General features: G+C 54.8%; 27 protein-coding genes. 15 read left to right on the forward strand and 12 right to left on the reverse strand.

Annotated features, from left to right (window positions below; genetic code table 11):
* The 7 genes from AC01ZF_RS13940 to AC01ZF_RS13970 form a co-directional block, all read left to right on the forward strand.
* On the forward strand, nt 1-397 hold a 397-nt coding region (locus AC01ZF_RS13940), incomplete at its 5' end, for an isochorismatase family protein (protein WP_476575442.1).
* 172 nt (nt 398-569) lie between these two features.
* Nucleotides 570-1,208, forward strand: a complete 639-nt coding sequence (locus tag AC01ZF_RS13945) for a hypothetical protein (protein ID WP_424675186.1) — start codon at nt 570-572, stop codon at nt 1,206-1,208.
* A gap of 106 nt (nt 1,209-1,314) precedes the next feature.
* Nucleotides 1,315-2,217 carry a hypothetical protein gene (locus AC01ZF_RS13950; protein WP_424675187.1) on the forward strand — a complete coding sequence of 301 codons (903 nt, stop codon included), beginning with the start codon at nt 1,315-1,317 and terminating at the stop codon, nt 2,215-2,217.
* Nucleotides 2,218-2,229: 12 nt separating this feature from the next.
* Nucleotides 2,230-2,472, forward strand: a complete 243-nt coding sequence (locus AC01ZF_RS13955) for a hypothetical protein (protein ID WP_424675188.1) — start codon at nt 2,230-2,232, stop codon at nt 2,470-2,472.
* Between the two features lie 12 nt (nt 2,473-2,484).
* The gene (gene nadD, locus AC01ZF_RS13960) at nt 2,485-3,108 is read left to right on the forward strand and encodes a nicotinate-nucleotide adenylyltransferase (protein ID WP_424675189.1); all 624 of its coding nucleotides are present in this window, start codon (nt 2,485-2,487) and stop codon (nt 3,106-3,108) included.
* Complete coding sequence (gene rsmG / locus AC01ZF_RS13965; RefSeq protein ID WP_424675190.1) at nt 3,105-3,821, forward strand: 16S rRNA (guanine(527)-N(7))-methyltransferase RsmG; 717 nt, start codon at nt 3,105-3,107, stop codon at nt 3,819-3,821. The genes nadD and rsmG overlap by 4 nt, the downstream gene beginning before the upstream one ends.
* A gap of 244 nt (nt 3,822-4,065) precedes the next feature.
* Nucleotides 4,066-4,728, forward strand: a complete 663-nt coding sequence (locus tag AC01ZF_RS13970) for a PspA/IM30 family protein (RefSeq protein WP_424675191.1) — start codon at nt 4,066-4,068, stop codon at nt 4,726-4,728.
* Between the two features lie 70 nt (nt 4,729-4,798).
* Here AC01ZF_RS13970 and AC01ZF_RS13975 read toward each other — a convergent pair whose 3' ends face one another.
* Nucleotides 4,799-5,380: a thymidine kinase gene (locus tag AC01ZF_RS13975; protein WP_424675192.1), complete on the reverse strand. Its 582-nt coding sequence runs from the start codon at nt 5,378-5,380 to the stop codon at nt 4,799-4,801.
* Nucleotides 5,381-5,447: 67 nt separating this feature from the next.
* Here AC01ZF_RS13975 and AC01ZF_RS13980 point away from each other — a divergent pair, with 67 nt between their 5' ends.
* Together AC01ZF_RS13980 and AC01ZF_RS13985 are read left to right on the forward strand one after the other, a co-directional pair.
* Nucleotides 5,448-6,179, forward strand: a complete 732-nt coding sequence (locus AC01ZF_RS13980; protein ID WP_015941791.1) for an LOG family protein — start codon at nt 5,448-5,450, stop codon at nt 6,177-6,179.
* Nucleotides 6,167-6,370, forward strand: coding sequence for a hypothetical protein (locus AC01ZF_RS13985; protein ID WP_424675193.1), 204 nt, complete (start codon nt 6,167-6,169; stop codon nt 6,368-6,370). The genes AC01ZF_RS13980 and AC01ZF_RS13985 overlap by 13 nt, the downstream gene beginning before the upstream one ends.
* 179 nt (nt 6,371-6,549) lie before the next feature.
* On the opposite strand, the gene rfbB is transcribed toward AC01ZF_RS13985, so the two are convergent.
* From rfbB to AC01ZF_RS14000, 3 genes are all read right to left on the reverse strand, one after another.
* Nucleotides 6,550-7,578 carry a dTDP-glucose 4,6-dehydratase gene (gene rfbB, locus AC01ZF_RS13990; protein WP_424675194.1) on the reverse strand — a complete coding sequence of 343 codons (1,029 nt, stop codon included), beginning with the start codon at nt 7,576-7,578 and terminating at the stop codon, nt 6,550-6,552.
* Between the two features lie 143 nt (nt 7,579-7,721).
* Entirely contained in the window at nt 7,722-8,234 is a 513-nt protein-coding gene (gene purE, locus AC01ZF_RS13995; RefSeq protein ID WP_424675195.1) for a 5-(carboxyamino)imidazole ribonucleotide mutase, read from the reverse strand.
* Between the two features lie 22 nt (nt 8,235-8,256).
* Complete coding sequence (locus tag AC01ZF_RS14000; RefSeq protein WP_424675196.1) at nt 8,257-9,390, reverse strand: 5-(carboxyamino)imidazole ribonucleotide synthase; 1,134 nt, start codon at nt 9,388-9,390, stop codon at nt 8,257-8,259.
* A gap of 116 nt (nt 9,391-9,506) precedes the next feature.
* On the opposite strand from AC01ZF_RS14000, the gene AC01ZF_RS14005 reads away from it, so the two are divergent.
* Both AC01ZF_RS14005 and AC01ZF_RS14010 read left to right on the forward strand, forming a co-directional pair.
* Complete coding sequence (locus AC01ZF_RS14005) at nt 9,507-9,701, forward strand: hypothetical protein (RefSeq protein ID WP_424675197.1); 195 nt, start codon at nt 9,507-9,509, stop codon at nt 9,699-9,701.
* Nucleotides 9,702-9,704: 3 nt separating this feature from the next.
* Nucleotides 9,705-10,682: a helix-turn-helix transcriptional regulator gene (locus tag AC01ZF_RS14010; RefSeq protein ID WP_424675198.1), complete on the forward strand. Its 978-nt coding sequence runs from the start codon at nt 9,705-9,707 to the stop codon at nt 10,680-10,682.
* A gap of 92 nt (nt 10,683-10,774) precedes the next feature.
* Here AC01ZF_RS14010 and rpmE read toward each other — a convergent pair whose 3' ends face one another.
* The 6 genes from rpmE to AC01ZF_RS14040 all read right to left on the reverse strand — a co-directional run bounded on the left by rpmE (nt 10,775) and on the right by AC01ZF_RS14040 (nt 15,620).
* A complete protein-coding gene (rpmE, locus tag AC01ZF_RS14015) occupies nt 10,775-11,074 on the reverse strand; it encodes a 50S ribosomal protein L31 (protein ID WP_424675199.1) in 300 nt (99 codons plus the stop codon).
* Between the two features lie 17 nt (nt 11,075-11,091).
* A complete protein-coding gene (rpmA, locus tag AC01ZF_RS14020; protein ID WP_424675200.1) occupies nt 11,092-11,367 on the reverse strand; it encodes a 50S ribosomal protein L27 in 276 nt (91 codons plus the stop codon).
* A 13-nt stretch (nt 11,368-11,380) separates the two neighbouring features.
* The gene (gene rplU / locus AC01ZF_RS14025) at nt 11,381-11,692 is read right to left on the reverse strand and encodes a 50S ribosomal protein L21 (protein ID WP_424675201.1); all 312 of its coding nucleotides are present in this window, start codon (nt 11,690-11,692) and stop codon (nt 11,381-11,383) included.
* A gap of 117 nt (nt 11,693-11,809) precedes the next feature.
* Nucleotides 11,810-12,724, reverse strand: a complete 915-nt coding sequence (locus AC01ZF_RS14030; RefSeq protein WP_424675202.1) for a roadblock/LC7 domain-containing protein — start codon at nt 12,722-12,724, stop codon at nt 11,810-11,812.
* A gap of 138 nt (nt 12,725-12,862) precedes the next feature.
* The gene (gene aspS, locus AC01ZF_RS14035) at nt 12,863-14,629 is read right to left on the reverse strand and encodes an aspartate--tRNA ligase (protein WP_424675203.1); all 1,767 of its coding nucleotides are present in this window, start codon (nt 14,627-14,629) and stop codon (nt 12,863-12,865) included.
* A 73-nt stretch (nt 14,630-14,702) separates the two neighbouring features.
* A complete protein-coding gene (locus tag AC01ZF_RS14040) occupies nt 14,703-15,620 on the reverse strand; it encodes a polyprenyl synthetase family protein (RefSeq protein WP_424675204.1) in 918 nt (305 codons plus the stop codon).
* 145 nt (nt 15,621-15,765) lie between these two features.
* On the opposite strand from AC01ZF_RS14040, the gene AC01ZF_RS14045 reads away from it, so the two are divergent.
* Nucleotides 15,766-18,219, forward strand: coding sequence for a penicillin acylase family protein (locus AC01ZF_RS14045; protein WP_424675205.1), 2,454 nt, complete (start codon nt 15,766-15,768; stop codon nt 18,217-18,219).
* A gap of 19 nt (nt 18,220-18,238) precedes the next feature.
* Nucleotides 18,239-19,702 (forward strand): tRNA nucleotidyltransferase/poly(A) polymerase-related protein, encoded by a 1,464-nt coding sequence (locus tag AC01ZF_RS14050; RefSeq protein ID WP_476575443.1) that lies wholly within the window; start codon nt 18,239-18,241, stop codon nt 19,700-19,702.
* A gap of 5 nt (nt 19,703-19,707) precedes the next feature.
* Here the strand turns inward: AC01ZF_RS14050 and AC01ZF_RS14055 are convergent, their stop codons facing one another.
* Entirely contained in the window at nt 19,708-19,860 is a 153-nt protein-coding gene (locus AC01ZF_RS14055; protein WP_424675207.1) for a hypothetical protein, read from the reverse strand.
* A 246-nt stretch (nt 19,861-20,106) separates the two neighbouring features.
* On the reverse strand, nt 20,107-20,493 hold the full coding sequence (locus tag AC01ZF_RS14060; protein ID WP_015941775.1) for a response regulator: 387 nt from the start codon (nt 20,491-20,493) through the stop codon (nt 20,107-20,109).
* A 183-nt stretch (nt 20,494-20,676) separates the two neighbouring features.
* Between AC01ZF_RS14060 and AC01ZF_RS14065 the strand changes: the two genes are divergently transcribed.
* Nucleotides 20,677-21,582: an AEC family transporter gene (locus AC01ZF_RS14065; protein ID WP_424675208.1), complete on the forward strand. Its 906-nt coding sequence runs from the start codon at nt 20,677-20,679 to the stop codon at nt 21,580-21,582.
* Nucleotides 21,583-21,719: 137 nt separating this feature from the next.
* The gene (locus AC01ZF_RS14070; protein WP_424675209.1) at nt 21,720-22,928 is read left to right on the forward strand and encodes a TRAP transporter substrate-binding protein; all 1,209 of its coding nucleotides are present in this window, start codon (nt 21,720-21,722) and stop codon (nt 22,926-22,928) included.
* Nucleotides 22,929-23,072: the final 144 nt, after the last annotated feature.

Genomic DNA, 23,072 nt, shown 5'->3' on the forward strand with positions numbered 1-23,072 from the left:
CCAACTCACCCACGACTCGCCGCTGGTTGCGATTGTTGATGAGCTACGCCCGCAAGCCGGTGAACTGGTGATCGAAAAGAAATATGCCAGTGCCTTCTTCGGTACCCACCTTGCCGCTACGCTGACCGCCCTACGGATCGACACAGTGATCATGGTGGGTTGCTCAACCAGCGGCTGTATCCGCGCCAGCGCAGTCGATGGGATGCAACACGGCTTTCGGGTCATTGTCCCACATGAATGTGTCGGTGATCGAGCGCCTGAACCACACCTCGCCAACCTCTTTGATATTGACGGAAAATACGGCGACGTCGTAAGCGTCAACGACGTATTAGCGTATCTGCACCGACGCTCAATGAATGCGCCGTCCTCACCAATCAATACCGATGCGGTCGAATAGCGCCAACCACCGCCAGACCGTCCGGTTGATAGCATATTTCCTTCCCCTCCCTGGATTTGGGGAAGGAAATTCACATCTTGACTCTTCTGATGCAGAGCAGTAAAATGAAATATGAGTCACTAAATATGGTATCCTAATTTTTAGATAGTATAGTATAGATTGGTCAGCAGCGATGCGCCACCAATATCGCTGGATCCTTCTGGCAGGTGTGGTCGTCGCACTCAGCGGTTGTCTGTCAACACTACCTACAACTGTAGATGTGAACGGGCCATTGCCGGCTACACTCCCACCACTTGCGCAAACTCTGCGCGCCACTATTGTGCCGACAGACTTTCCGTCAGCACAAAGCATTTCTATACCTTCGACAAGCAGCCCAACGAGTGCTGCAATTATTGTTGCTACTCCCGTACCTGAACCACCAACACCAACGCTTGTACCGATACCAACCATCACGTTACCTACACTACCATCGCTTTCAAATGAAGAACGATGGCGTCGCCAACAACTTGACCGTCAAATCTTTTCCGAGCTTCGTTCGTATACCACAAAACGCAGTGAACTATACTGGTACGATCCGGTTAATGAGCAAAAAGTTCTTATTGGTATTATCAATGGTGAGTTTATGGCGCAGGCACGCTTTATATTCCGAAAAGAAAATAGATTAGCATTGGAGGTACCATACCAGATTAATCAATCGTATGGTCTTTCCGCCCTCTCACCTGCCCTGGTCGAACGGATACACGCCGCCGGATACTCCGATTGGATTGAAACATTTGTCTATATTACACCGGATATCCAACCGCAATCGTAAGGCTGTCGTTATGTCGTTGCAGTACAGTTACAGGTTGGTTGTATAATTGTTCTCGCTTTTTGTATCTTCATTGTTGGCTACACGCTCGCTTAGGAAAGGAACCGCCGTGAGTAGTCGATATCTCGAAATGGTGCGTGGACAACGCCGCCGGAGTGGATGGCAATTTACTTCAAAGTCACTCCTCGCCATTCTTGCTTTCATCGCCATGATCGGCTCGGCGGTTTACTGGTGGGGAGTCCAGAGTCAACTGACCGGTAATTGGATTATTGCTGCAGCGTATACCGCCATTCTCGTCTTAGCGCCACCAAGTTTAATGTCATTCCTCATCCCGTGGTCACCGGGTGGTATGCTCTTACAACGGATCAATGCCCGCACATGGGGATACGTTGCGGTCATGATCGCTGCCCTCTACCTCGTCTACTATTCCTTTGAAATCCAATGGACATGGTGGGCATCTCAACCGGTCGTACAAAGTACTGGGCTGGTGATCCAACAAGTCCTTATTGGTATCATCGGTTTTATCATTATTCCGGCACTCTTGTGGACACCGGTAACTTCCGAAGAACTCGTTGAGCAAATTCGCCAAGCCCATCTTGTTCGTCGCTACGAATTACAAACCCAGGCGGATATTGCCATCCTTCGGGCGACCTTGTTGCGCGCTCAAGAGAAAGCGTTGATCGGTTTTGCAAATCTGACGGTGCAAGAGCGAGAAGAATTGGCAGCCGTGATGCGCGGCTTGGTGAAGGGGATCGATGCAACCCTCCGCGACATCGGTGAAAGTGTGAAAACGGTGAGTGGGGCTACTATTCCATTTAATAGTCTCGAAGATAATGAAGATATTCGCCAATATCTTGATTTTGTTGCTGAAACATTAACTGAGAACTCGCTCATTCCCCGCCGCTCATCGGCCAATGGTCAACACGAAACTACTAGTCGCCATCTCGCTCAATCCGAAGGAGAAGAATACTACGAGGATGATCGACGCACACGTGCTCTCCGTCAACGATAGGTAGGTGGACTGATGCGCGGCTATCGTTTTACCACCGATGATCGGCTACCCGAATCCGATCTCCAAGAGTTAGCCGATGAATTAGCCATCCAGTTGCATTATGCGCTAGGTGAACGAGTGTTCCTCTTGCCGCGGAGCGATGTCGCAGAGCTGATCTGGCCATATATCGATGACCTTCACCCCGACGACCAGAACGATGTGGTTTGGCTCGTTTGGCATCTGTTCCAAGAAGCGTATGAGCTGCAAGAGGCATGAGCCGCCTCACGTATGACTACCATTCGTCGGCTGGGCATCTATGGAGGGACATTCGATCCGATTCACTTTGGGCATTTGGCAATCGTCGAGGAGGCACGTTGGTATTGCAACCTCGATCGGGTTTTGATCGTTCCTGCCGCAGCCCAACCGCTCAAAGCCGGTCATCTCGCTGCTGCTCATCATCGGTTAGCGATGGTGCAGTTGGCCTGCGCCGATAATCCGGCACTGTCGCCTTCGACTATCGAACTCGACCGTCCACCGCCGTCGTATACGGTTGATACATTGCGCATTTGCCGAGAACAGTACGGCACAGATACCGAACTCTATCTGATTATCGGCGCCGATGCTGCGGCGGAACTGCCTGCCTGGCGTGAACCTCACCAGATTGCCCGGCTCGCTCAGCTCGTGGTGGTGAAGCGACCCGGCTATACCCTAGACCTACCGGCATTATTGGCCGCCGTTCCTCCGTTGCATAACCGTATCACCATGATCGATGGGCCACAACTCGCCATTTCGAGTACCGATTTACGCCAACGACTGGCAACCGGACGACCGGTCCGCTACCAGTTGCCCGACGCCGTCTATACGTACATTCAACACCATCATTTGTATCAAACCGAGGACAGCCATACATGACCGGCAACAGCGAACGGTTGCTAATTGAAACGACCACTGCGTGGGGTATTCCGCTCTCCGAACACCAATATGCTCAGTTTCAGCGCTATCTCGATGAGCTGATCATCTGGAATGACCGTTTCAACCTAACGGCAATACGTGACCGTTCGGCGATGATCCGACGGCACTTGCTCGACTCACTCTATTTAGCCCGCGATTGGCGAACAGCACCGGCAAATCTGATCGATATTGGCAGTGGCGCCGGATTTCCGGCCTTACCCCTTAAAATCGCCTATCCGACCCTGCCGGTCACCTTGGTTGAAGCTACCGGCAAGAAGGCCGCATTCCTGCGCCACGTGATTGAATGCCTTGAGCTAACCGACGTGCGGGTGCTAAATGAGCGGATCGAAATAGTCGGACGTAATCCGGCCGAACGTGAGCAGTACGAGGTAGTCACTGCCCGCGCAGTAGCCGAGTTGCGCGTATTGGTCGAATATGCGCTTCCATTGTTACGGATGGGTGGTCGCTTGCTGGCACCCAAAGGCCACGACCCGGCCGACGAAATTGCAGCAGCACAGCACGCCTTGCACGCACTTGGCGGTGAAGTGAGTGCATATGAGCCGGTGCATATCCCCGGCGAGGAGCCGCGTAGTCTCGTTATCATCACCAAAATTGCCCCCACACCATCACGCTTCCCACGCGCAATCGGCATCCCGGCCCGTCGACCATTGTAACCTTGTAAAGCAGGGTCAAAACGGCGCTGCAACGTTCGTGCAATCGGTATCCCGGCCTGTCGGCCATTATAACCCTCACGTACCCGAAAGAATCGGCACTACCTCCTGAAACTTCTTCCGCCGATGTTTCGTACAGATCAATGGTTGTGAAGGAAGAAGTGGCGTGTTACAATACAGCTATCATTTCATCGCCACCATTCCGCGACCATCAGTACCGGCCTAGGCATCTAAAGGAGGAGTGTCCATGTCCATTCTCGGCCGCATCAAAGATTTGATAGGTGCCAATATCAATGCCATGCTTGATAAGGCAGAGGATCCGGAGAAGATGGCAAACGAATATCTACGCCAACTGACCAACGAGCTCTACGAAGCGCGTACTGGAGTTGCCCAGGCGATGGCCGATGAAACTCGGCTCGAGCAGCGTCGGATAGCCGCCGAAGCCGAAGCCGAGCAGTGGCAGATCAAGGCCGAACGCGCGCTGCGAGCCGGCGACGAGAACTTAGCCAAAGCAGCTCTTGCCCGTAAAGTGCAAGCCCAAAAGTTGGCCGAGCAGTATCGCGCGCAAGAAAAGGCCCAGGAAGAGCAAGTGGAAGCTTTGCAACAAGCATTGATCGATCTCGAAACCCGTATTGCCGAGGTCAAGGCCCGCAAAGAGCTGATCATTGCCAAGAAGAACCGCGCCCAGACCCAAGAAGCATTGCAGCGCACAGCCGCTTCGATTGGTCGGGTCAGTGCCCTCGATAAGCTCGATCAGCTTGAAGAGAAGGTTGACGACCGCTTGGCCCGTGCTGAGGCAATGGCAAAACTCGAAGGCGATTCACTGGAGGCCCGTTTCCGTAATCTTGAGAAAGAGACTGAAGTGGATGCCGAACTGGCCGAGCTGAAGCGCAAGTTAGGGATGGCTTGATCTAAGTAAGCTGCCGTTACGCGCACGAGTACGGGCAGGTCGCCGACCTGCCCGTGTTGTTATCGTACCATTACAGCGCCGGTTCGTAGCAAGCCCGGCAACGCGCTTCGTACATATCGAGACCGCCGACAACGATAGTCGGTGCGTTAGCCGGCGCCGGCTTGCCGTCGATCAGTCGCTGTGAGCGGGTGGCGTATGCACCACACTTGACGCAGATGGCGTACAGTTTATCGACCTGTTCGGCAAGAGCCAAGAGGTGCATCATTGCCGGAAACGGTTCGGCGCGATAGTTGAGGTCAAGACCGGCTACAATCACCCGCGCGCCACGGTCGGCCAATACCTGACAACCACGCACCATCTCGGCCGGATCGTCATCGAACAGGTGCAGCTCGTCAATCGCTACGACCTGCACATCTTGGGCATAGGCCAGAATCTCGCGCATCGTCGCAACCGTGATCGCCTCAAGCCGACTACCGCTATGGCTTGCTACGTGTCCTTCGGCATACCGCGTATCCATTCGCGGCGTAAAGATCCGGTACGATTGACGTGCAATTCGTACCTGTCGCATGCGTCGGATCAACTCTTCGGTCTTGCCGCTGTACATACAGCCGCAAATCACCTCGATGCGGCCGCCATCACTTGGACGAGTCATTGTTTTTCCCTCAACTTGTAGTATGCTAGTGACGACATCGCACATTAACTTGCGGAGTATAGCATATATGCCGTACACATCACGCCAAACCGAAGATGAACGTCTGCTGCGTACCGATCCGTACCGCCAACCACACGATTTTATTCATACTGACACGTGGCGCGTGCTACGGATTATGGGCGAGTTTGTTGAAGGGTTCGAGAATATGGCCGGCCTGGGGCCAGCCGTCTCGATCTTCGGCTCGGCTCGGATTCCACCTGACTCACCGATCTACGCCGCAGCTACCGAAACTGCACGACTATTAGCAGAGGCCGGCTTCACGATTATTACCGGTGGTGGCCCCGGCCTGATGGAGGCGGCCAATAAAGGTGCGCGCGCCGGTGGTGGCCGATCGGTAGGCTGTACCATTGAATTACCGTTTGAAACCGGTGCAAATCCGTTTGTCGATCTTGAAGTCCGTTTTCGCTATTTCTTTGTGCGCAAGATTATGTTTGTCAAATACGCGCACGCATTTGTGATTTTTCCAGGCGGCTTCGGTACGTTAGATGAGCTATTTGAGGCATTAACTCTTATTCAAACCGGTAAGATTCACGATTTTCCCATTGTGTTGTACGGTTCTGAATTCTGGAAAGGAATGATCGATTGGGCACGTACTACGTTGTTGGCAAATGGCACCATCGATCAAGCCGATGTTAACCGCCTACAAGTCTGTGATGACCCACAACAGATTTGTACGTTGATTGTCGAATCGTACCGACAACATGTCGCACGGAAAGGCGGCGATCCGTGGACACGCTGATATGGCAAGCCGATCCGGAGCTATGTGCCTTGCTCCGCAGTTATTACCAAGGCGAGGCCGGTCTCTGGCCGACAATTATCGCTCGTGTTGAGCAAGAGTTACGCGCCCGTCAACTGCCACCGGCCCCGCGCTATGTCCGATTTCGCCGCACGAACGACGGGTATCTCGTTGAGATTCGCCCGGCACAATGAACCACAGACAGTACATAAAGCCAAATAGGAGAGAGGCGAGAGCATATCCAACTCGTAACGTGTGCCATTGCACACCTTTTCAGTTGGTCCTCCAAGTGGTAGGGATGGGCAGTAAACCCAACCCCTACCGAACAATTGATACACCCCCATCGCCGACGGCCCACTAACCAACACCTATTCTACACCACCGGATACCCACTGCGTTCAAAATACTGGCGACGGTAGTATTCCATATACTCACCTGACTTGATCGGGCGCCACCACGCTTCATTTTCAACAAACCAGCGTACCGTCTTTTCCAGCGCTTCATCGAAGGTATGGCGTGAACGCCACCCAAGCGCGCGCAGTTTCGAGCAATCGAGGGCATAGCGGCGATCATGACCGGCACGGTCGGCAACGTGCTGAATGAGAGTATGCGGCTTGCCGAGAATATCGAGAATCTTGCGCGCCATCTCGATATTTGGCGTCTCGACCTCAGTCCCAACGTTGTAGACCTCACCGATCTGGCCTTTGTGCAGTACGACATCGATGGCTTCACAATGATCGAGCACATACTGATAATCGCGCACCTGGAGACCATCACCGTAGATCGGCAAGGGTAGATTATCGATGGCGTTGGTGGTAAAGAGGGGGACCGCCTTTTCGGGATAATGATAAGGGCCGATGTTATTCGAGCCGCGAGTAATCGTGATTGGTACACCGTAGGTGATGTAGTAAGCGTAGACGAGATGTTCGGCTCCGGCCTTGCTGGCCGAATAGGGACTGCGTGGTTCGAGCGGATCACCCTCACGCGAACGGCGCGGGGCCGGAATAGCGCCGTACACTTCGTCGGTACTAATCTGGTGAAAACGTTCGAGTTTCAGTTCACGTGCCACTTCCAGTAATGCCCACGTACCGTTTACATTGGTGCGCACTACGGCATCGGGCGCCATAATTGAGCGATCGACGTGTGTCTCGGCGGCAAAATTGATGATGGTATCGATATCATACGTGCGCACTGTTTCCCGCACTGCATCGATATCACAGATATCGCCACACACAAAGATAAACCGCGGATCGTTAGCAACCGGTGCCAGATTAGCAAGATTACCGGCATACGTCAGCTTATCGTACACGACGATGCGATAATCGTCGTATTTGCCGAGCATATAATGCACGAAGTTGCTACCAATAAAGCCGGCTCCACCGGTCACGAGAAGATTTCGCATAGGTTGGTCGAATCCTTTCACGAAAACTTACAGGTTAGCTTTCTAGATACAAATGGGCAAGCAACAGTCTAACCTGTATCCTAACATACGAATATGATCGCTTGGGGAAAACAGGTGATTCGAGATAGTCGAATCCTAAAATCTCACGCTCCTGCCTGAGTAGACTCATCGGTGAAGATCCGATTCTTTGCCCGCGACTCGGCCGCCAAGCGCTCTTTGTAGACTTGCACACGGGCCAACAGTGTCGGATCGGCGCTGGCGAGAATTTGGACGGCCAACAAACCGGCGTTACGTCCATTCCCGATTGCGACGGTTGCGACCGGCACACCGGCCGGCATCTGTACAATCGAGAGCAGCGAGTCGAGACCGTTCAGTGCTTTACTCGGTACCGGTACACCGATCACCGGCAATGGTGAATGGGCAGCGATCATACCGGGTAAATGCGCTGCACCGCCGGCCCCGGCGATGATTACACGAATACCGCGTTGATGAGCGGTCATACCGTACTCGGCCATATCCAACGGCGTGCGATGAGCCGAGACAACGCGCGCTTCGTAAGGGATGGCAAATTCGCGACAGACATCAATCGCACCTTGCATGGTCGGCAGATCGCTATCACTACCCATAATAATACCGACGAGAGGATGCTCGGACATAGACATTCCTCATCTCACATACTTATACCGGCATCGCCACCAATCCGGCAGCACGGCGGGCAATCGCCTCTGCGTCACGTAATGTCGCGCCTAGGGCGGTAATATGGCCCATTTTGCGACCAACTCGTTCGTCGCGCTTGCCGTAAAAGTGCATATGCGCACCGGGCACATCCAGTGCTGCAACGATAGCATCGGTATTGATCGGACCATTCCGCTGCCCAAGTAGGTTGACCATCACTGCTGCCGGCGCGCGCATGGTTGTCGCACCCAGCGGCCAGCCGAGCACAGCGCGCAAATGCTGTTCAAATTGCGAGGTGACGCAGGCTTCAATCGTATAGTGGCCGGAATTGTGGGGCCGCGGGGCCAACTCATTAATCAGCACATGGCCGTCGGCGAGGGCAAATAATTCGACACCAAAAATGCCCACACCGTCAACTGCCTGTATGGCAGCGACTGCCAACTCAGTCGCAGTAATTGCGGTATCCGGCGCGATGGCTGCCGGGGCATAGACAACGTGGCAAATGTGGTTTTGCTGCACCGTCTCAACCACCGGGTAGACTGTCGTTGTACCATCACGGCGACGGGCCACCATAACCGCCAATTCACGGGTAAACGGTACCCACGCCTCAACCAGCAATGGGCTGCCGCTGCGAGTCAATCGTTCCCACGCCGGAACGACATCGGCCGGCCCGCGCAACGTGGCATTGCCATAGCCATCGTAACCGTTACGGCGCGTCTTGAGCACCAAAGGCCAGCCAAACGCCTGCGCAGCTGCAAGGACATCATCGGGTCCGTCTACGGCCCGAAACGGGGGCACCGCAAGCCCTGCCGCTACTAGGCGCTCCTTCTGTGACAACTTATCTTGTACTACAGCGACAGTTGCCGGCGACGGCCACACCGGTGTACCTAACTCCTCAACCCGCCTAAGTAACCGGGCATCGATAAACTCATTCTCGAGCGTGACGACATCACACTGACGAGCAAAGGCAGCCAGTACCGCTTCGTCTTCCCCTGGCCCGACCACCGTATACTGTGTATACCGTGCCGCCGGGCTATCCGGCACCCGCTCGCAGATGACAATCTCAATCCCCAGACTTATTGCGGCTTGCACAAGCATCTGGGCTAATTGTCCACCGCCAAAGATTCCTACCCGCATACTGCACCAATGCACGAACAACTGCCACGCTAGATATAGTACCGTCAGAATAAGGGATGTGCAAGCTGCGCTATAATACAGCAGATATGACCAACTAACGCAAGGAGCATTTCAATATGTCCACTTCATCACGTGCTACTCGTCGCCGACCAACCCAACGGCCTAACCCAGCTCGCCGTCCGGTAGCTCGTTCACTTGAACCACCAGATTACCGTCGCGAATATGCTGATGTCCGACAAGATCTGTTTTGGATTGCCGTCTGGGGTGGTCTCTTAACAGTTGTGATGATCGTTGCGTCATTTGTGATCTAGGTCATGGTCGTTAGCTACCGTTTACGCAGCAAAGCCGCACGGTTGCGGAACCTTGAACACAAGCTCTACAACGCGCCACCGCAAGGCTGGAGCGTTGTAGAGCTAGCCAAACAATGCGGTGTCAATCGCCGCACTATCTACCGCGACCTTGAGGCGCTCAGCGAAGCGGGAGTACCGATCTGGGAGCACAACGGTAAGTACGGTATTGACCGCAACACCTATCTCGCCACCGTTCGGCTCAACCTGCACGAAGCAGTCGCACTCTTTTTCGCGGCACGACTGCTCAGTCACCATAGCGACGAGCACAACCCGCATATTGTCACAGCGCTTGATCAACTCGCTGCCGGTCTTCCCGATCAAACCATTGCCGGTCATATGGCGCGGCTGGCAAGCATTGTTCGGGAACGACCACCCAATCCACACTACGTTCACACCCTCGAACTGCTTACCCGCGCATGGGCCGACCGGCAGATGGTGCGTATCCGCTACCGTTCCCCCAACCGACCACTCACCGAACGCGACATTGCCCCCTACTTTCTCGAAGTAGCACGGACAACACCGGGAGTTTACGTGATCGCGTATGACCGGCTACGCAACGATCTGCGCACCTTCAAACTTGAACGGATCGAGCACGCCCAACTCCTTGACGAACGGTTTGACATCCCGGCAGCATTCGACCCGTATGAGCGATTGGCACAGTCGTGGGAAGTCATGCACGAGACCGCAGTTACCATCCACTTACGCTTCAGCCCGGCTGTCGCCCCGCGTATCCGTGAGACACGCTGGCACCATAGTCAGCGCCTGATTGACAATGCCGATGGTAGCTGTGACCTGCATCTCACCGTTGCCGGCATCCGTGAAATTCTGAGCTGGGTGTTAAGCTGGGGACCTGATGTGAAAGTGTTGGCTCCACGCGAGTTGCAAGACACTGTGATCGACTACGCCCGCCGTCTCTTAGCACGGTACCAACAGGAGCGGTAGCGGCAACAAACTGGGTCGCGACAGCGACCCACAAACACGAACCGAGGCCAGCGCTAGCCGACCTCGGAACAACGACTACGAGCACTATTCCCTTACTCAGTCTCTTCGCCGTAGATCTCCTTAAGCAAGCTCTTCTTTGCCGGCTGCGTGCGGCTAGAGCGCCGCGCCTCCAACTCACTCTGTCGCTCTTGGGCGACATTCAGACGGCGCATGAAGCGATCAACTTGCCCGGCGGTATCAACGATACGCTGCTCACCGGTGTAGAACGGGTGGCAATTGGCACAAATTTCGACCCGTAGATTAGGACGGGTTGAACCGATCTTCCACACCGTACCGCACGTCGCACAGACAATACCATCGGTATAGTACTTAGGATGAATACCAGGTTTCACGACGCATCCTCTCTAAATTAATTAGCCGTTGTGTCGGCGGCAACTGGGATCACGCTCACCTTCTTTTGGGTGCGCGAATAGTGACTGAACTGCACAACGCCATCAACGAGGGCGTACAGCGTCCAATCGCGACCAACACCGACATTCGCACCTGGCTTAATTTTGGTGCCACACTGGCGGACGATGATATTACCGGCGCGCACAAGCTCGCCGCCGAAGCGCTTGACTCCGCGCATTTTCGGATTGCTATCACGCCCGTTGCGCGAGCTACCTACTCCTTTTTTGTGTGCCATGGTTCAAGCTCCTCTAGGCGACGATCTCGCTAATACGAATCTGCGTATAGCGCTGGCGATGGCCAGTGCGGCGGCGGTAGCGCGTCTTATTGCGGTAGCGGAAGACAACGATCTTCTCACCCTTCTGTTCACCAAGCACCTCTGCCCGCACGACAGCGCCTTCAACCAGCGGCGAGCCGATCTTGACCTGTTCCCCATTGCCGACTAACAGCACTTCACCCAGCTCAATGTGGCTACCGGGTTCGGCTTTGAGCAGGTCAATGGTCAACACTTGGCCCGGCTCAACACGGTATTGCATGCCTCGGTCACGAATAATCGCATACACGGTCTTCTTCTCCTTGAGGCGACGCACGTATAGCGTCGAGACAACATGAAAACAGAGCGGTTACACCGCCCTTCGCCTTGCGTAGTATAGCAAAGGCTCGGTACAGTGTCAAACCGGCTATTCGCTCCGCGCAATCCGCGCCATCTCTTCACAGGCGCGTAGCGTCGCGATCCTGGCCCATCCCAGTGAAGCGTTTGCCCCAATCGCCAACAGCAGGATCAAATCATCGATCGAAGCCATAATAATATTCTGGTCTTGGCCTTCGTGAATAACGAGATGGCCGGGTTGTTGTTGACCAAGATGGCGACCAATTTCGGCCAATGCTAAGGTATTACCGGCAGCCAAAGCCGCTACCACCGTCACATTGATATCGCGCCGTCGGCTCCAGTGGCTGAGCACGAGGCCGCTCATGTCGGCCAGAATAGCACACTGCACCTCTGGGGCAAGCGCTAGATCCTTCAGCGACTGCCGCATCCGTTCCAGTTGGGCTTCCGAATAGCTCCGCCCACCACGCCCGCTCTGGTTCGGCGTGAGACGCATCGCCACCGCCGATGTAACCGGCGGCTGGACAGACTGACGTGAGCGCAACGCGGCCAACCGTTGACTAAATCGGCTGCCGGTCACCGCCTCTGCTGATGGCGGTTCGGTCCGGCCGGTGACCGGCTTGATCGGATCGAGCAATGTCGTCGCCGCGAGCCGTAACTGTTCGGCAGTAGCCGGTTTGGAGAGCACGTAGTCAATTTGCAATTCGGCTTGGAGTTGCGGCGATAAGCCTTCTGGGCTAATGGTGAACACGACAATCGCCGTGTTCGGATCGAGTTGGCGCACGCGCTGAATAAGCTCGATCCCACTCATACCGGGCATCAGCAGATCGGTTACCAACAGATCGACCGGTTGACGCGAGATGTGCAACAAGGCAGCTTCTGCCGACGAAACATCACTTACCTCATACGATGTTTCATCGGTAAGAGCCAATGTCACCAATCGGCGAATTTGCGGATCATCATCAACGATCAGAATGCGCTTGGGCATAACTGCTCCGGCGAACACCACGCCGCGCCAGTATGGGCGCGGCGGCGGCATGGACGTCGTGCATAGTATAGTATACCGGTTTTGCTCGTGATTGTCGCCGGGTTAGTAGTACCAATTTTAGGTCAATTATGGTTGCCGTTAATCCTCAACGATCCGAATATGGAGTTCTTTCAATTGCCGTTCATCAACCGGTGATGGCGCATTTGTCATGAGATCGACCGCTTGTTGCGTCTTGGGGAAGGCCATCACTTCGCGAATCGTCGGTTCATCGGCCAAGATCATCACCAACCGATCGATGCCGGGCGCAATTCCACCGTGGGGCGGTGCGCCATACTCAAAGGCTTCGAGCATATGACCAAATTGAGCTTGGGCCTTTTCCTCACTGATTCCGAGCAAAGAGAAGACCTGTTGCTGTACATCACGCCGATGGATACGAATACTACCACCACCGGCTTCATACCCATTGAGAATCAGATCGTAAGCCTTGGCCCGTACCTTACCGGGATCGGTCGCCAGCAGGTGAAGGTCTTCGTCTTTGGGGGACGTGAAGGGATGATGAACGGCATCCCAACGCTGCTCCTCTTCATTCCACTCAACCAGCGGAAAATCAACGACCCACGCAAAGCAGAGGGTATCGGGATCGGCCAATTGGAGCAATTCGGCCAGTTTTCGGCGCAGTTTATCAAGCGAGGCCGCCACAACCGCCGGCTGATCGGCAACGATCAACAGTAAATCGCCCGGTTGTGCCCCCATCCGTTGTGCCAGTGCGTCAAACTCGCCGGGTGCAAGATTCTTCGCAAAACTCGACCGCACGTCACCACCATCGGTAGGCACCACCGCCCATGCCAACCCTTTTGCTCCCCCAGACCGTGCCACCTCGGTCAATTCATCGATCTGCTTACGCGAGAAGTGACCACACCCCGGCGCCCGAATTCCCTTCACCTGACCACCCGCGGCCAAGACACTGCGGAAGACTTGAAATGGGGTCTCAGCTAACACATCACTTAGATTGACAAGTTTGAGATCGTACCGTAAATCGGGTTTATCCGAACCGTAGCGTTCTATCGCTTCCGCATATGTCAGACGGCGAAACGGCGTAAGCAAGCGTTTATGCGGTGTCACAGTCCGGCACAATTCGGTGAAGAGCCGTTCGATCAGATTGATGACATCCTCTTGATCGACAAAGCTCATCTCCATATCAAGTTGGGTAAATTCGGGCTGGCGGTCGGCTCGTTGATCTTCATCACGAAAACAGCGGGCAATCTGAAAGTATTTATCGTAGCCGGCAACCATCAGCAACTGCTTGAGTTGCTGTGGACTTTGTGGCAAGGCGTAGAACTTACCCGGATGCAACCGTGACGGCACTAAATAGTCACGCGCACCTTCAGGGGTTGATTTGATCAAAATCGGTGTTTCGATCTCGATAAAACCCTCGGCATCGAGAAAATCGCGAATAAACTTGACCACGCGATGGCGTAAGATCAAGTTACGCTGCATCCGTTCACGGCGGAGATCGAGATAGCGATACTTCAAGCGCACCGATTCATCTTCACCAGCCTCTTTCGCAATATAAATGGGTGGTGTCCGTGCCGGATTCAACACCTGCGCCGCAAATGCGTCTACTTCAATCTCGCCGGTAGCAATTTCGGGATTAACCGCTTCGGCAGGGCGAATCCGCACCTTTCCTCGCACCTGCAACACGTACTCCGAGCGCACTGTTTCGGCGACTGCGTGGGCAGCAGCATTGGCGCTATTAAAGACCACTTGCGTAATCCCATAGCGGTCGCGCAAATCGATGAATATCAGATCGCCATGATCGCGCCGGCGATGTACCCAGCCGGCCAGAGTCACCTCTTGGCCGGCGTGAGCGGGGCGCAACTCACCACAAGTATGTGAACGGTACATAATCTCTCCTGCCGGATCGAAGGCGGTAATGTTCGTATAGCCGTCGCATTATAACATACGCATAGGAATGAGCTTATTCACCGCTCTGCTCGATGAGGGTAGCCAACCACGGGGTCGTACTACCGACCGGCAATTCGCTCAGGGCTTGGTGGGCGGCACGTTGTTGCGCTGCCAATGACTCACGGGCCAATGGTAAACCATGGGTGCGAATAATAGGTAAGGCTGCAGCGACCGTTTCAGGCGTAGGATGGGCAAACACCGCTTGAATTTCGTCTGGTGGTGCTGCACCGGCTGCCAAGATGAGCGCCAATGGCGCTTGACCACTTTGGATGAAGCTGCCCTGAGATTCGAGATCGCGAATTTCGGCGGCCAGTTGCCGGGCTAAACCAAGATGCTTGCCCAGTCGGGCGGCCGGCGCCAGGAATGTATCAGGGAGGTTGCTACACAGAATACCGGCCTGTGCTGCGGCAGCGGGAAGCGCACCGGCCAATGCCTCAGCGCGTTGCCAATAGGTTGCTAACGCCGTTTCATGTGGTATCAGATTGGTCACCGTCGTAAGCTGCCCTTCGCAGATCTGCATCACTGCGTGTGAATAGAGACCAATGATGCGTGGATCAGGACTAAGCGCCATCTCTCCGGATGCCAGTGCAAACAGATAGTCGCCCACCATCAATGCCACACCGTGATCCCATGCACCATTCTTCACCCGACCAAGACGACGTGCTTGTTCGTCGATTAAATCGTTGTGGGCACGAGTGGCAGCTTCAATCAGCTCCACCGCCGCCGCAGCATGGGCAACATACTCACCGGTAGCACCACCGAGACGGGCAACTGCCAGGACGAGCAACGCCCGCAAACGATCGGTTGGGTTGGCGATCAGATGAGGATTCACCATCGAGATAACGGTCGCACGCGCACGAGTCCGTTCATGGAGCAAGTACTCGACCAACAGCAAATCATGGTGCAATTCTGGCGGTACGGTGAGGGTCATGGTGTTCACTTTGCCTAAGAATGTTCATCCATCGTTTTGAAAGATACGCTATCAGTGCCCCACTGTCAACATTACGGTTGACACAATAGCATTCGCGTTTGACAATACAGGTATGTACCTGCATAGACACGAACGGAGGTGGAGTGTGACATTCAACCCCTCTCGCATCGGACGGGCCATTGGCATTACCGTTGGCGCCGTAGCAGCGCTGGCCGGTGTTGGTGCTGTGGCAGCCCTACGCCGACCTTTACCCCGCACGAGTGGTCGTGTGAGCCTACCTGGATTACGGGCAGCGGTGGAAATACGTCGTGACCGGTGGGGTATTCCCCACATTTACGCCGAACACAACGAAGATCTATTCTGTGCGCTCGGTTATGTACATGCCCAAGACCGCCTCTGGCAAATGGAACTGCACCGCCGGATCGGCCATGGTCGGTTGGCCGAAATCGTTGGTTCGATAGCTATTGATTCTGACCGCTTCATTCGTACACTCGGCTTTAGCCGGATCGCACATCGAGAAGTTGCGTTGCTTGACGATGAAACGGCAACGCTTATGAGTGCATACATCCGCGGCGTTAATGCCTGCATCGAGCAGGTTAGTCATCGGTTACCACTTGAGTTTACTATTCTCGGATTCCAACCTCAACCGTGGGAATTGGTCGATTTACTCGTGTGGCCAAAGATGATGGCCCTGAATCTCTCAACCAATTGGATGCAAGAGCTGCTGCAGGCCCAGATCGTGGCCGTCGTCGGAGCCAAGCGGGCAGTCACCCTCCGTCCGCGCTATCCTGAAGACGGGCCACTCACCGTGCCGGCAGAGGCTCACTATACCCCCGATCTCGGTACAGGGGCACTGCAACTGGCCGGTGATGCCTCACTCTTTACCGGTGAAACCGAAACGCCCCAAGGTTCAAACGCATGGGTGGTAAGCGGTACGCGCACAACCAGCGGCCGTCCACTCCTGGCAAATGATCCCCACCTGAACGTTGCCATCCCCAACCTCTGGTACCACGTCCATCTGGAGGGTGGCGATTTTCACGTCACCGGCGCCACTATTCCGGCTACCTGCGGTGTCGTGATCGGTCACAACCAACGTATCGCATGGGGCATAACCAATGCGCGTACCGACAACCAAGACCTGTTTATCGAACAATTCGACCCCGCCGACCCCCGACGGTACCGGTGGCGTGATGAATGGCGAACTGCCGATGTCGTCCGGGAAACGATTAAGGTCAAAGGTCAAACTGAACCGGTGGTGATCGATGTTCGCATTACCCATCACGGCCCCATTATCGATCCGGTTGCCGGGGAACTCCACAGCCAATCTACCGACGAATCGGCTCAAACCGCGCTGGCTTTACGTTGGACCGCCCTCGATCCCTCACCAACGCTGACTCGCGCTGTTCTAAAACTCAACCGGGCCCGTAATTGGACGGAGTTTCGTGCTGCTTTAACCGATTGGGACACCCCACCACAAAACTTCGTCTACGCCGACATTGAAGGCCACATCGGGTATTGTCTGGCCGGACGACTACCCCTTCGACGACAAGGCGATGGGATGCTGCCGGTCCCGGGTTGGAATGGCGAGTATGAATGGGAAGGTATGATCCCGTTTGACGAATTACCGAGCCAACTCGATCCGGCGAACGGTACGATTGTGAGTGCCAATCATCGAATCGCACCGAGCACATCACGCAACGCCCCTATTCAGGGCTTTTGGCTGAACCCATACCGTGCTCAGCGTATTCAAGCCCTGCTCGACGAGACCAAACAACACGATGTGCGCAGCTTTGCTCGTATTCAGAATGATGTACTATCGCTCCCTGGTAAAGCGCTGGTCGAACAAGTGGCTCGGCTCCAACTGGAAACAAGCATCGAGCAGCGCGTGCGTGATCTGTTCGTCACGTGGGACGGGCAACTGCGGGCTGATAGTATTGGTGGGGCCATCTATGACGAACTTCGCTACCGTCTTTTGCGCATCGTCTACCAGGAATTAGCCGATCTATTTAAACGGCCGGTTGCACTAGGATCGTTTAGCGTATTACCGGCAAATCTCTATCTCGAATGTGCCTTACCGATGATATTAGCCCGAATGGCTGAACGTCCTCTCGATCAGGTTGATGACTGGCTTAGTGGTGGGCGTAGTTGGGGCGGTGTGCTACGGGCTGCATTATCACAAGCCATCGCCGAACTTAGCGCACGCCTCGGTCCCGATCCGACGCGCTGGCAGTACGGACGGTTCCATACACTTACGTTACGACACCCGCTCGGTAGCATTCCGGCGCTCACACCACTGTTCAACCGGGGGCCGTGGCCAATGGGCGGCGATATTGATACGGTTAATCACTGCTATATTCCGCGCGATATTGCCGGAATGACCATCTACAATGCCCCGTCCCTACGCTTTATTTTTGATCTAAGTGATTGGGACAACGCACGGGCAATCTTACCCGCCGGTCAGAGTGGTCATCCGGCCAGTTCACACTATGCCGATATGACCGATGCTTGGCGTGTCGGTGCGTATCATCCGCTGGTATGGAGCCGAGCAGCTGTCGAGCGGTATACTGCTGATGTGTTAGTATTGACAGCAGATGGCTAAAACGGGAACTCATACAGCGATGTATCCGAGCGAACTGCCAACAACCGATCTCTTCCAGTTCATCGCCATGCACAGTGACCAACCGGTGTGGCTGGTAGGCGGTTCGGTGCGCGAATTGCTGGCCGGCCGCCAGCCAGCCGATATTGATCTTGCCGTCGCCGGGAGCGGGCTGGGCTTGGCGAAAACGTTAGCGACAGCCGGGGGTGGGACTTTCGTTGTTCTCGACGACGAGCGTGACACCGGTCGGGCCGTATTACCCGGTGGGGTGACTATCGATTGTGCAAGATTGCGTGCAGTCGACATCATGAGTGATCTCCACCTACGCGACTTTACGATCAATGCGTTGGCGCTCCCGCTAGCGGCAGCCATTCGAGGTGACTGGCATGATCTCATCGATCCGCTTGGCGGACAAGCCGATCTGGCGGCCGGTCGTTTGCGTCTCTGTCTGCTAACCGGTTTGCACGAAGATCCATTACGTATCGTGCGAGCCGGACGTTTTCGGTCTACCTACCATCTCACACCCGATTCCGAGCTCATCACGATGGCGCGACAGGCAGCACATGCGCTCGATACGGTAGCTGTAGAACGGATTCGCGACGAGATACTTAAATTGTGTGATGGTTCGGCAGCAGCAGCCGGCTTACGCTTCCTCGACGAAGTCAGGGCGCTTACCGTCATCTTCCCCGAACTCGAAGCAGCGCGCGACTGTGAACAACCGTATGTGCATTTTCTCCCGGTATTGGCGCACGTCTTGGAAACGGTGGCTGCCCTTGATTGGCTGATCGACAATGGTGAGTCACCGATCGCAGTACAAACCAACCCGCACCTAAGCCGTCGGTTACCCTTTGCCGAGCGGTATCACGAGCACCTTCACCAGCGGCGAGGAATAGTACGACGGGCAGCGCTACTCAAACTCGCGGCCCTACTTCACGACAACGCCAAACCGCAGACAAAGGTTCATCACCCTGACGGTACGGTTACCTTCTACGGCCACCAAAGCCTAGGCGCCGAAACGGCTGCTCAGATCGGTAAGCGACTCCGCCTCAGTCGCACCGACACCGTCTATATCGTGACGATTGTCCGTGAACACATGCGACCGGGGCAGATGCGGAGCGGTGGGCAACTGACCGAACGCGGGATCAACCGCTTCTTTCGCGATACCGGCGATGCCGGTCCGGATGTGTTGTTACATGAACTAGCCGATCATTTAGCGACCCGCGGCCCATGGCTTGATCCGAGCGCATGGCACGACCATCTTGCGTGGGTTGGCGCGCTGCTAGACCGTTATTGGAATGCTCCAACGCCACCGCCACCACCCCTGCTACGTGGCGACGAGCTGATGACAAGCTTGGGGATCGGACCGGGGCCGGAAGTGGGCCGATTGCTGCGATTGATTCATGAGGCACAACAGGCTGGTGAAATTCACAATCTCGAAGAAGCGCTCACTCTAGCGCGAACGCTCCATCGTGCAGAGCGCTCGTAACCGTCTCAGCGCGGTCGGCGTGGCAATCGGATGCGATCGGTCGGCTGACGTTCGGTAGCCGACGAACTCTCGTCCTCAAGCAACGGTAAGAGAACGAGCGTCAGCACGATCATGACAAACAGCAGGATCGTCGGTAGCAACGACAGCAAATCAGACATCTGATGCCTCCCGTAACGATGCAATCTACAGCAATAGGCGATTGTATCGTACCGGAAAGCAGTGGTTAAAGGAATGAAAATGATCTGATGTTTCGCTGACTTTGGGGGAAAAAGATTAGCCCCCCTCAGAACTGGCAGTAAGAGTAACAACATGACACCAAGAAGCTGTTGCCGTGTAACCGGTGTCATATCTGAGAGGGAGAAACTGGCGAAGAGCCAACCGTGTTCCAACCAGCTTTCAGGGGGCTACTGCTGGAGGACGTCGCGGATAATTTGTTCAAGGCGGTCGAGTGAGAATGGCTTGGGTAAATAGTAGTCAACCCGCTGTTCACGAGCGCGTTTCTCGAGTTCGGGGGTTGCGTAGGCAGTGATCATGACTACGCTCGTATCAGGTGACGTCTCTTTCACAGCGGCGGCCAACTGCAAGCCATTCATGCCGGGCATATTGTAGTCGGTAATCACCAACGGCACCCGACGCAGCGCTATTTGGGCTAGCGCATCAGCTCCGCTATTCACGGTAATAATATCGTACCCCCCGGTCAAATCACGCATCAAGCGATGCAAAATAATGAGAATATCAGGCTCATCTTCGACCAGAATGATTGCCGGATTGCGACCGGAAAAGTCGGCCATAAAAACGCTCCTTAACTGCCAGCGTCTGCTGCCGCCCTGCCACTTCCTATCAGCTAGGGTAGCGGTATTGTAGCACAGCCCTGAATGACGGGCAAGCAAAGAATGGTATTATTACGAATAAGGATCCCGACTTCCCTTGCTTTGACCACATGATAGTGGGTCTGTAAAGAAGACACAACCCGTATGAACCAACTACCCGGCATTTTTCTCAACGTCCTTGCCCCTGTCTTTTTACTCGTCTTGCTCGGTTACCTGACCGGCCCACGGCTACAACTAGAAGCACGAACGCTATCACGGTTCGCCTATTTTATCCTCACCCCGGCATTTGTGTTTTACGTACTTAGCCAGACCCAAATTGAAGCTGGTCTGGCCGGGCGTATGATCGGCTTCATCACGGTGGTGTACCTCGGTTCGATCCTGGTCGCCTTGCTCATCGCCCGTCTCTTGAAGCGCGGTCCGGCAATGACCGCAGCATACGTTATGCTGGCTGCATTCGGCAATGTTGGCAATTTTGGCCTACCGATCATTCAGTTTGCCGAAGGGCCAGGGGCATTAGGTGTTGCGACGGTCTACTTCTTAGCCAATCTTGTGCTTGCGTTCATCGTCTGCGTAGGCGCAGCCAACTTCAGCCGTGGCTTCAGCGTCGGTATGGTCATTCAAGTCTTTCGCACACCGGCATTGCTGGCATTACCACCGGCTCTACTTTTCAACTGGTTCGAGATAACGCTCCCACCGGTTGTTATGCGCCCGCTCGAACTCCTGTCAGGCGCGCTCATTCCTACGATGTTGATCGTCTTGGGCGCACAACTCGCTGCTGCCGGTATTCCTCGCCTCAACGCTGATCTCTTCGTTGCCAGCGCAATTCGGCTAATTAGCGGTCCGGCGTTAGCATTTGGGATCGTCGAGTGGTTTGCCCTGCCACAACTCGAACGCAACGTTGGCATCTTGCAAGCCAGTATGCCGACTGCGGTATTAGTCAGCATTATTGCAATGGAAAACGATCTCTTACCCGAATTTGTTACTGCCACCGTACTCTTCTCGAATCTTGCCAGCATTGTCACACTCGCAATAGTACTTGTCTTCCTTTAACATAACAACGAAAACAATGAAACTACCGATCGAGTAATCGTTTTATCTGCCATAAAAGCAACGTTTGCGCAATTTTATCAGATCAGGTATAATTAAGAGTACTGATCTCTAATTCACAGATTGCCTAGGAGCACAGCATGAAACGACGAGAGTTTCTTCGTGGCGCCGCCGCAGGCATTTTTGGCGGTCTTGGTCTAACCTTGGCTGCTTGTGGTCAGCCTCCGGCTGTTACCAATCCACCCACTGCTGCCCCGGCTCAGCCGACCACTGCCGGTGGCGAAGCACCAACCGCCGCAGCAACGACAGCCGCTCCGACTGCCCAAGCCCCGGCCCAAGGTTCGTCGATGCCGGCCATCGAGTGGCGCATGGGTACAAGCTGGCCGATCTCGCTCGACACCATCTACGGCGGTGCGACGGTGCTGGCCGAGCGAGTGGCCGAGCTGTCCAACGGCATGTTCAAGATCACAACCTTCCCCGCCGGCGAACTCTTCCCCGGTCTTGAAGTGTTGCAGAACGTGTCGCAAGCCACCGTCGAAGCAGGTCACACTGCACTGTACTACTACGTCGGTCTTGATCCGGCGTGGGCTTTTGCTACCTCACTACCCTTTGGTTTGACGGCGCAACAACAGAACGCTTGGCTCTACCACGGTGGCGGTGAGCAGGCGATCAATAAGTTGGGTGAGAACTTCGGTGTGATCTGCTTTGCCGCCGGCAACACCGGCACACAAATGGGTGGCTGGTTCCGCCGCGAGATTAACACTGTCGCCGATTTGCAAGGCCTCAAGATGCGTATCCCCGGTCTCGGCGCACAAGTCATGGGGCGCATTGGCGTGGTCACGCAGACCTTGCCCGGTGGTGAGATTTTCCAAGCCCTTTCGACCGGGGCAATCGACGCTGCCGAGTGGGTTGGTCCGTATGATGACGAAAAGTTGGGCCTACCCGATGCTACTGAATACTACTACACTCCTGGTTGGTGGGAGCCAGGACCTTCGCTCCACGCAGTGTTTAACCTCGATGCATGGAATAAGCTGCCGAAAGAGTATCAGAACTTCATTCGCGTCGCGGCATGGGAATCGAATATGAACATGCTCGCGAAATACGATGCGTTGAACAATGACGCCCTTGAACGGATTGTCGCGAAGGGCAAGAAATTGCGCCCATACAGCGACGAGATTCTCAGCGCAGCGCGGAAAGCAGCTTTTGAGCTGTTTGCTGAGTACGAGGGCAAATCGGCGGCATTTAAGGAAATCTTCCCTGGTTGGAACACTTTCCGCCAGAAGATTCAGCGCTGGCACCAGACCAACGAGCTGCCGTTCAATATGTTCGTTAAGAATAACCCATACTAATTCTTAGCCAGGAGAGTACAGCAGTAAGAATCTGCTGTATCTCTCCATAACGAACCGGAGGGGGTGTAATCCTTTCCGGTTTTTTGTTGCTCAGTTTGCTCGGTAAATAACAGTGCTTGGTACTAGATTGGCAAAACCGGAGGG

It is taken from the genome of Chloroflexus sp. (genome assembly GCF_056331925.1).

Bases quoted from the DNA above. Each gene is read 5' to 3' on its own strand.
- AC01ZF_RS13945 (WP_424675186.1), top strand. From the start codon at position 570: ATGCGCCACCAATATCGCTGGATCCTTCTGGCAGGTGTGGTCGTCGCA.
- AC01ZF_RS13955 (WP_424675188.1), top strand. From the start codon at position 2,230: ATGCGCGGCTATCGTTTTACCACCGATGATCGGCTACCCGAATCCGAT.
- nadD (WP_424675189.1), top strand. From the start codon at position 2,485: ATGACTACCATTCGTCGGCTGGGCATCTATGGAGGGACATTCGATCCG.
- rsmG (WP_424675190.1), top strand. From the start codon at position 3,105: ATGACCGGCAACAGCGAACGGTTGCTAATTGAAACGACCACTGCGTGG.
- AC01ZF_RS13970 (WP_424675191.1), top strand. From the start codon at position 4,066: ATGTCCATTCTCGGCCGCATCAAAGATTTGATAGGTGCCAATATCAAT.
- AC01ZF_RS13975 (WP_424675192.1), bottom strand. From the start codon at position 5,380: ATGACTCGTCCAAGTGATGGCGGCCGCATCGAGGTGATTTGCGGCTGT.
- AC01ZF_RS13980 (WP_015941791.1), top strand. From the start codon at position 5,448: ATGCCGTACACATCACGCCAAACCGAAGATGAACGTCTGCTGCGTACC.
- rfbB (WP_424675194.1), bottom strand. From the start codon at position 7,578: ATGCGAAATCTTCTCGTGACCGGTGGAGCCGGCTTTATTGGTAGCAAC.
- purE (WP_424675195.1), bottom strand. From the start codon at position 8,234: ATGTCCGAGCATCCTCTCGTCGGTATTATTATGGGTAGTGATAGCGAT.
- AC01ZF_RS14000 (WP_424675196.1), bottom strand. From the start codon at position 9,390: ATGCGGGTAGGAATCTTTGGCGGTGGACAATTAGCCCAGATGCTTGTG.
- AC01ZF_RS14005 (WP_424675197.1), top strand. From the start codon at position 9,507: ATGTCCACTTCATCACGTGCTACTCGTCGCCGACCAACCCAACGGCCT.
- AC01ZF_RS14010 (WP_424675198.1), top strand. From the start codon at position 9,705: ATGGTCGTTAGCTACCGTTTACGCAGCAAAGCCGCACGGTTGCGGAAC.
- rpmA (WP_424675200.1), bottom strand. From the start codon at position 11,367: ATGGCACACAAAAAAGGAGTAGGTAGCTCGCGCAACGGGCGTGATAGC.
- AC01ZF_RS14030 (WP_424675202.1), bottom strand. From the start codon at position 12,724: ATGCCCAAGCGCATTCTGATCGTTGATGATGATCCGCAAATTCGCCGA.
- aspS (WP_424675203.1), bottom strand. From the start codon at position 14,629: ATGTACCGTTCACATACTTGTGGTGAGTTGCGCCCCGCTCACGCCGGC.
- AC01ZF_RS14040 (WP_424675204.1), bottom strand. From the start codon at position 15,620: ATGACCCTCACCGTACCGCCAGAATTGCACCATGATTTGCTGTTGGTC.
- AC01ZF_RS14050 (WP_476575443.1), top strand. From the start codon at position 18,239: ATGTATCCGAGCGAACTGCCAACAACCGATCTCTTCCAGTTCATCGCC.
- AC01ZF_RS14055 (WP_424675207.1), bottom strand. From the start codon at position 19,860: ATGTCTGATTTGCTGTCGTTGCTACCGACGATCCTGCTGTTTGTCATG.
- AC01ZF_RS14060 (WP_015941775.1), bottom strand. From the start codon at position 20,493: ATGGCCGACTTTTCCGGTCGCAATCCGGCAATCATTCTGGTCGAAGAT.
- AC01ZF_RS14065 (WP_424675208.1), top strand. From the start codon at position 20,677: ATGAACCAACTACCCGGCATTTTTCTCAACGTCCTTGCCCCTGTCTTT.
- AC01ZF_RS14070 (WP_424675209.1), top strand. From the start codon at position 21,720: ATGAAACGACGAGAGTTTCTTCGTGGCGCCGCCGCAGGCATTTTTGGC.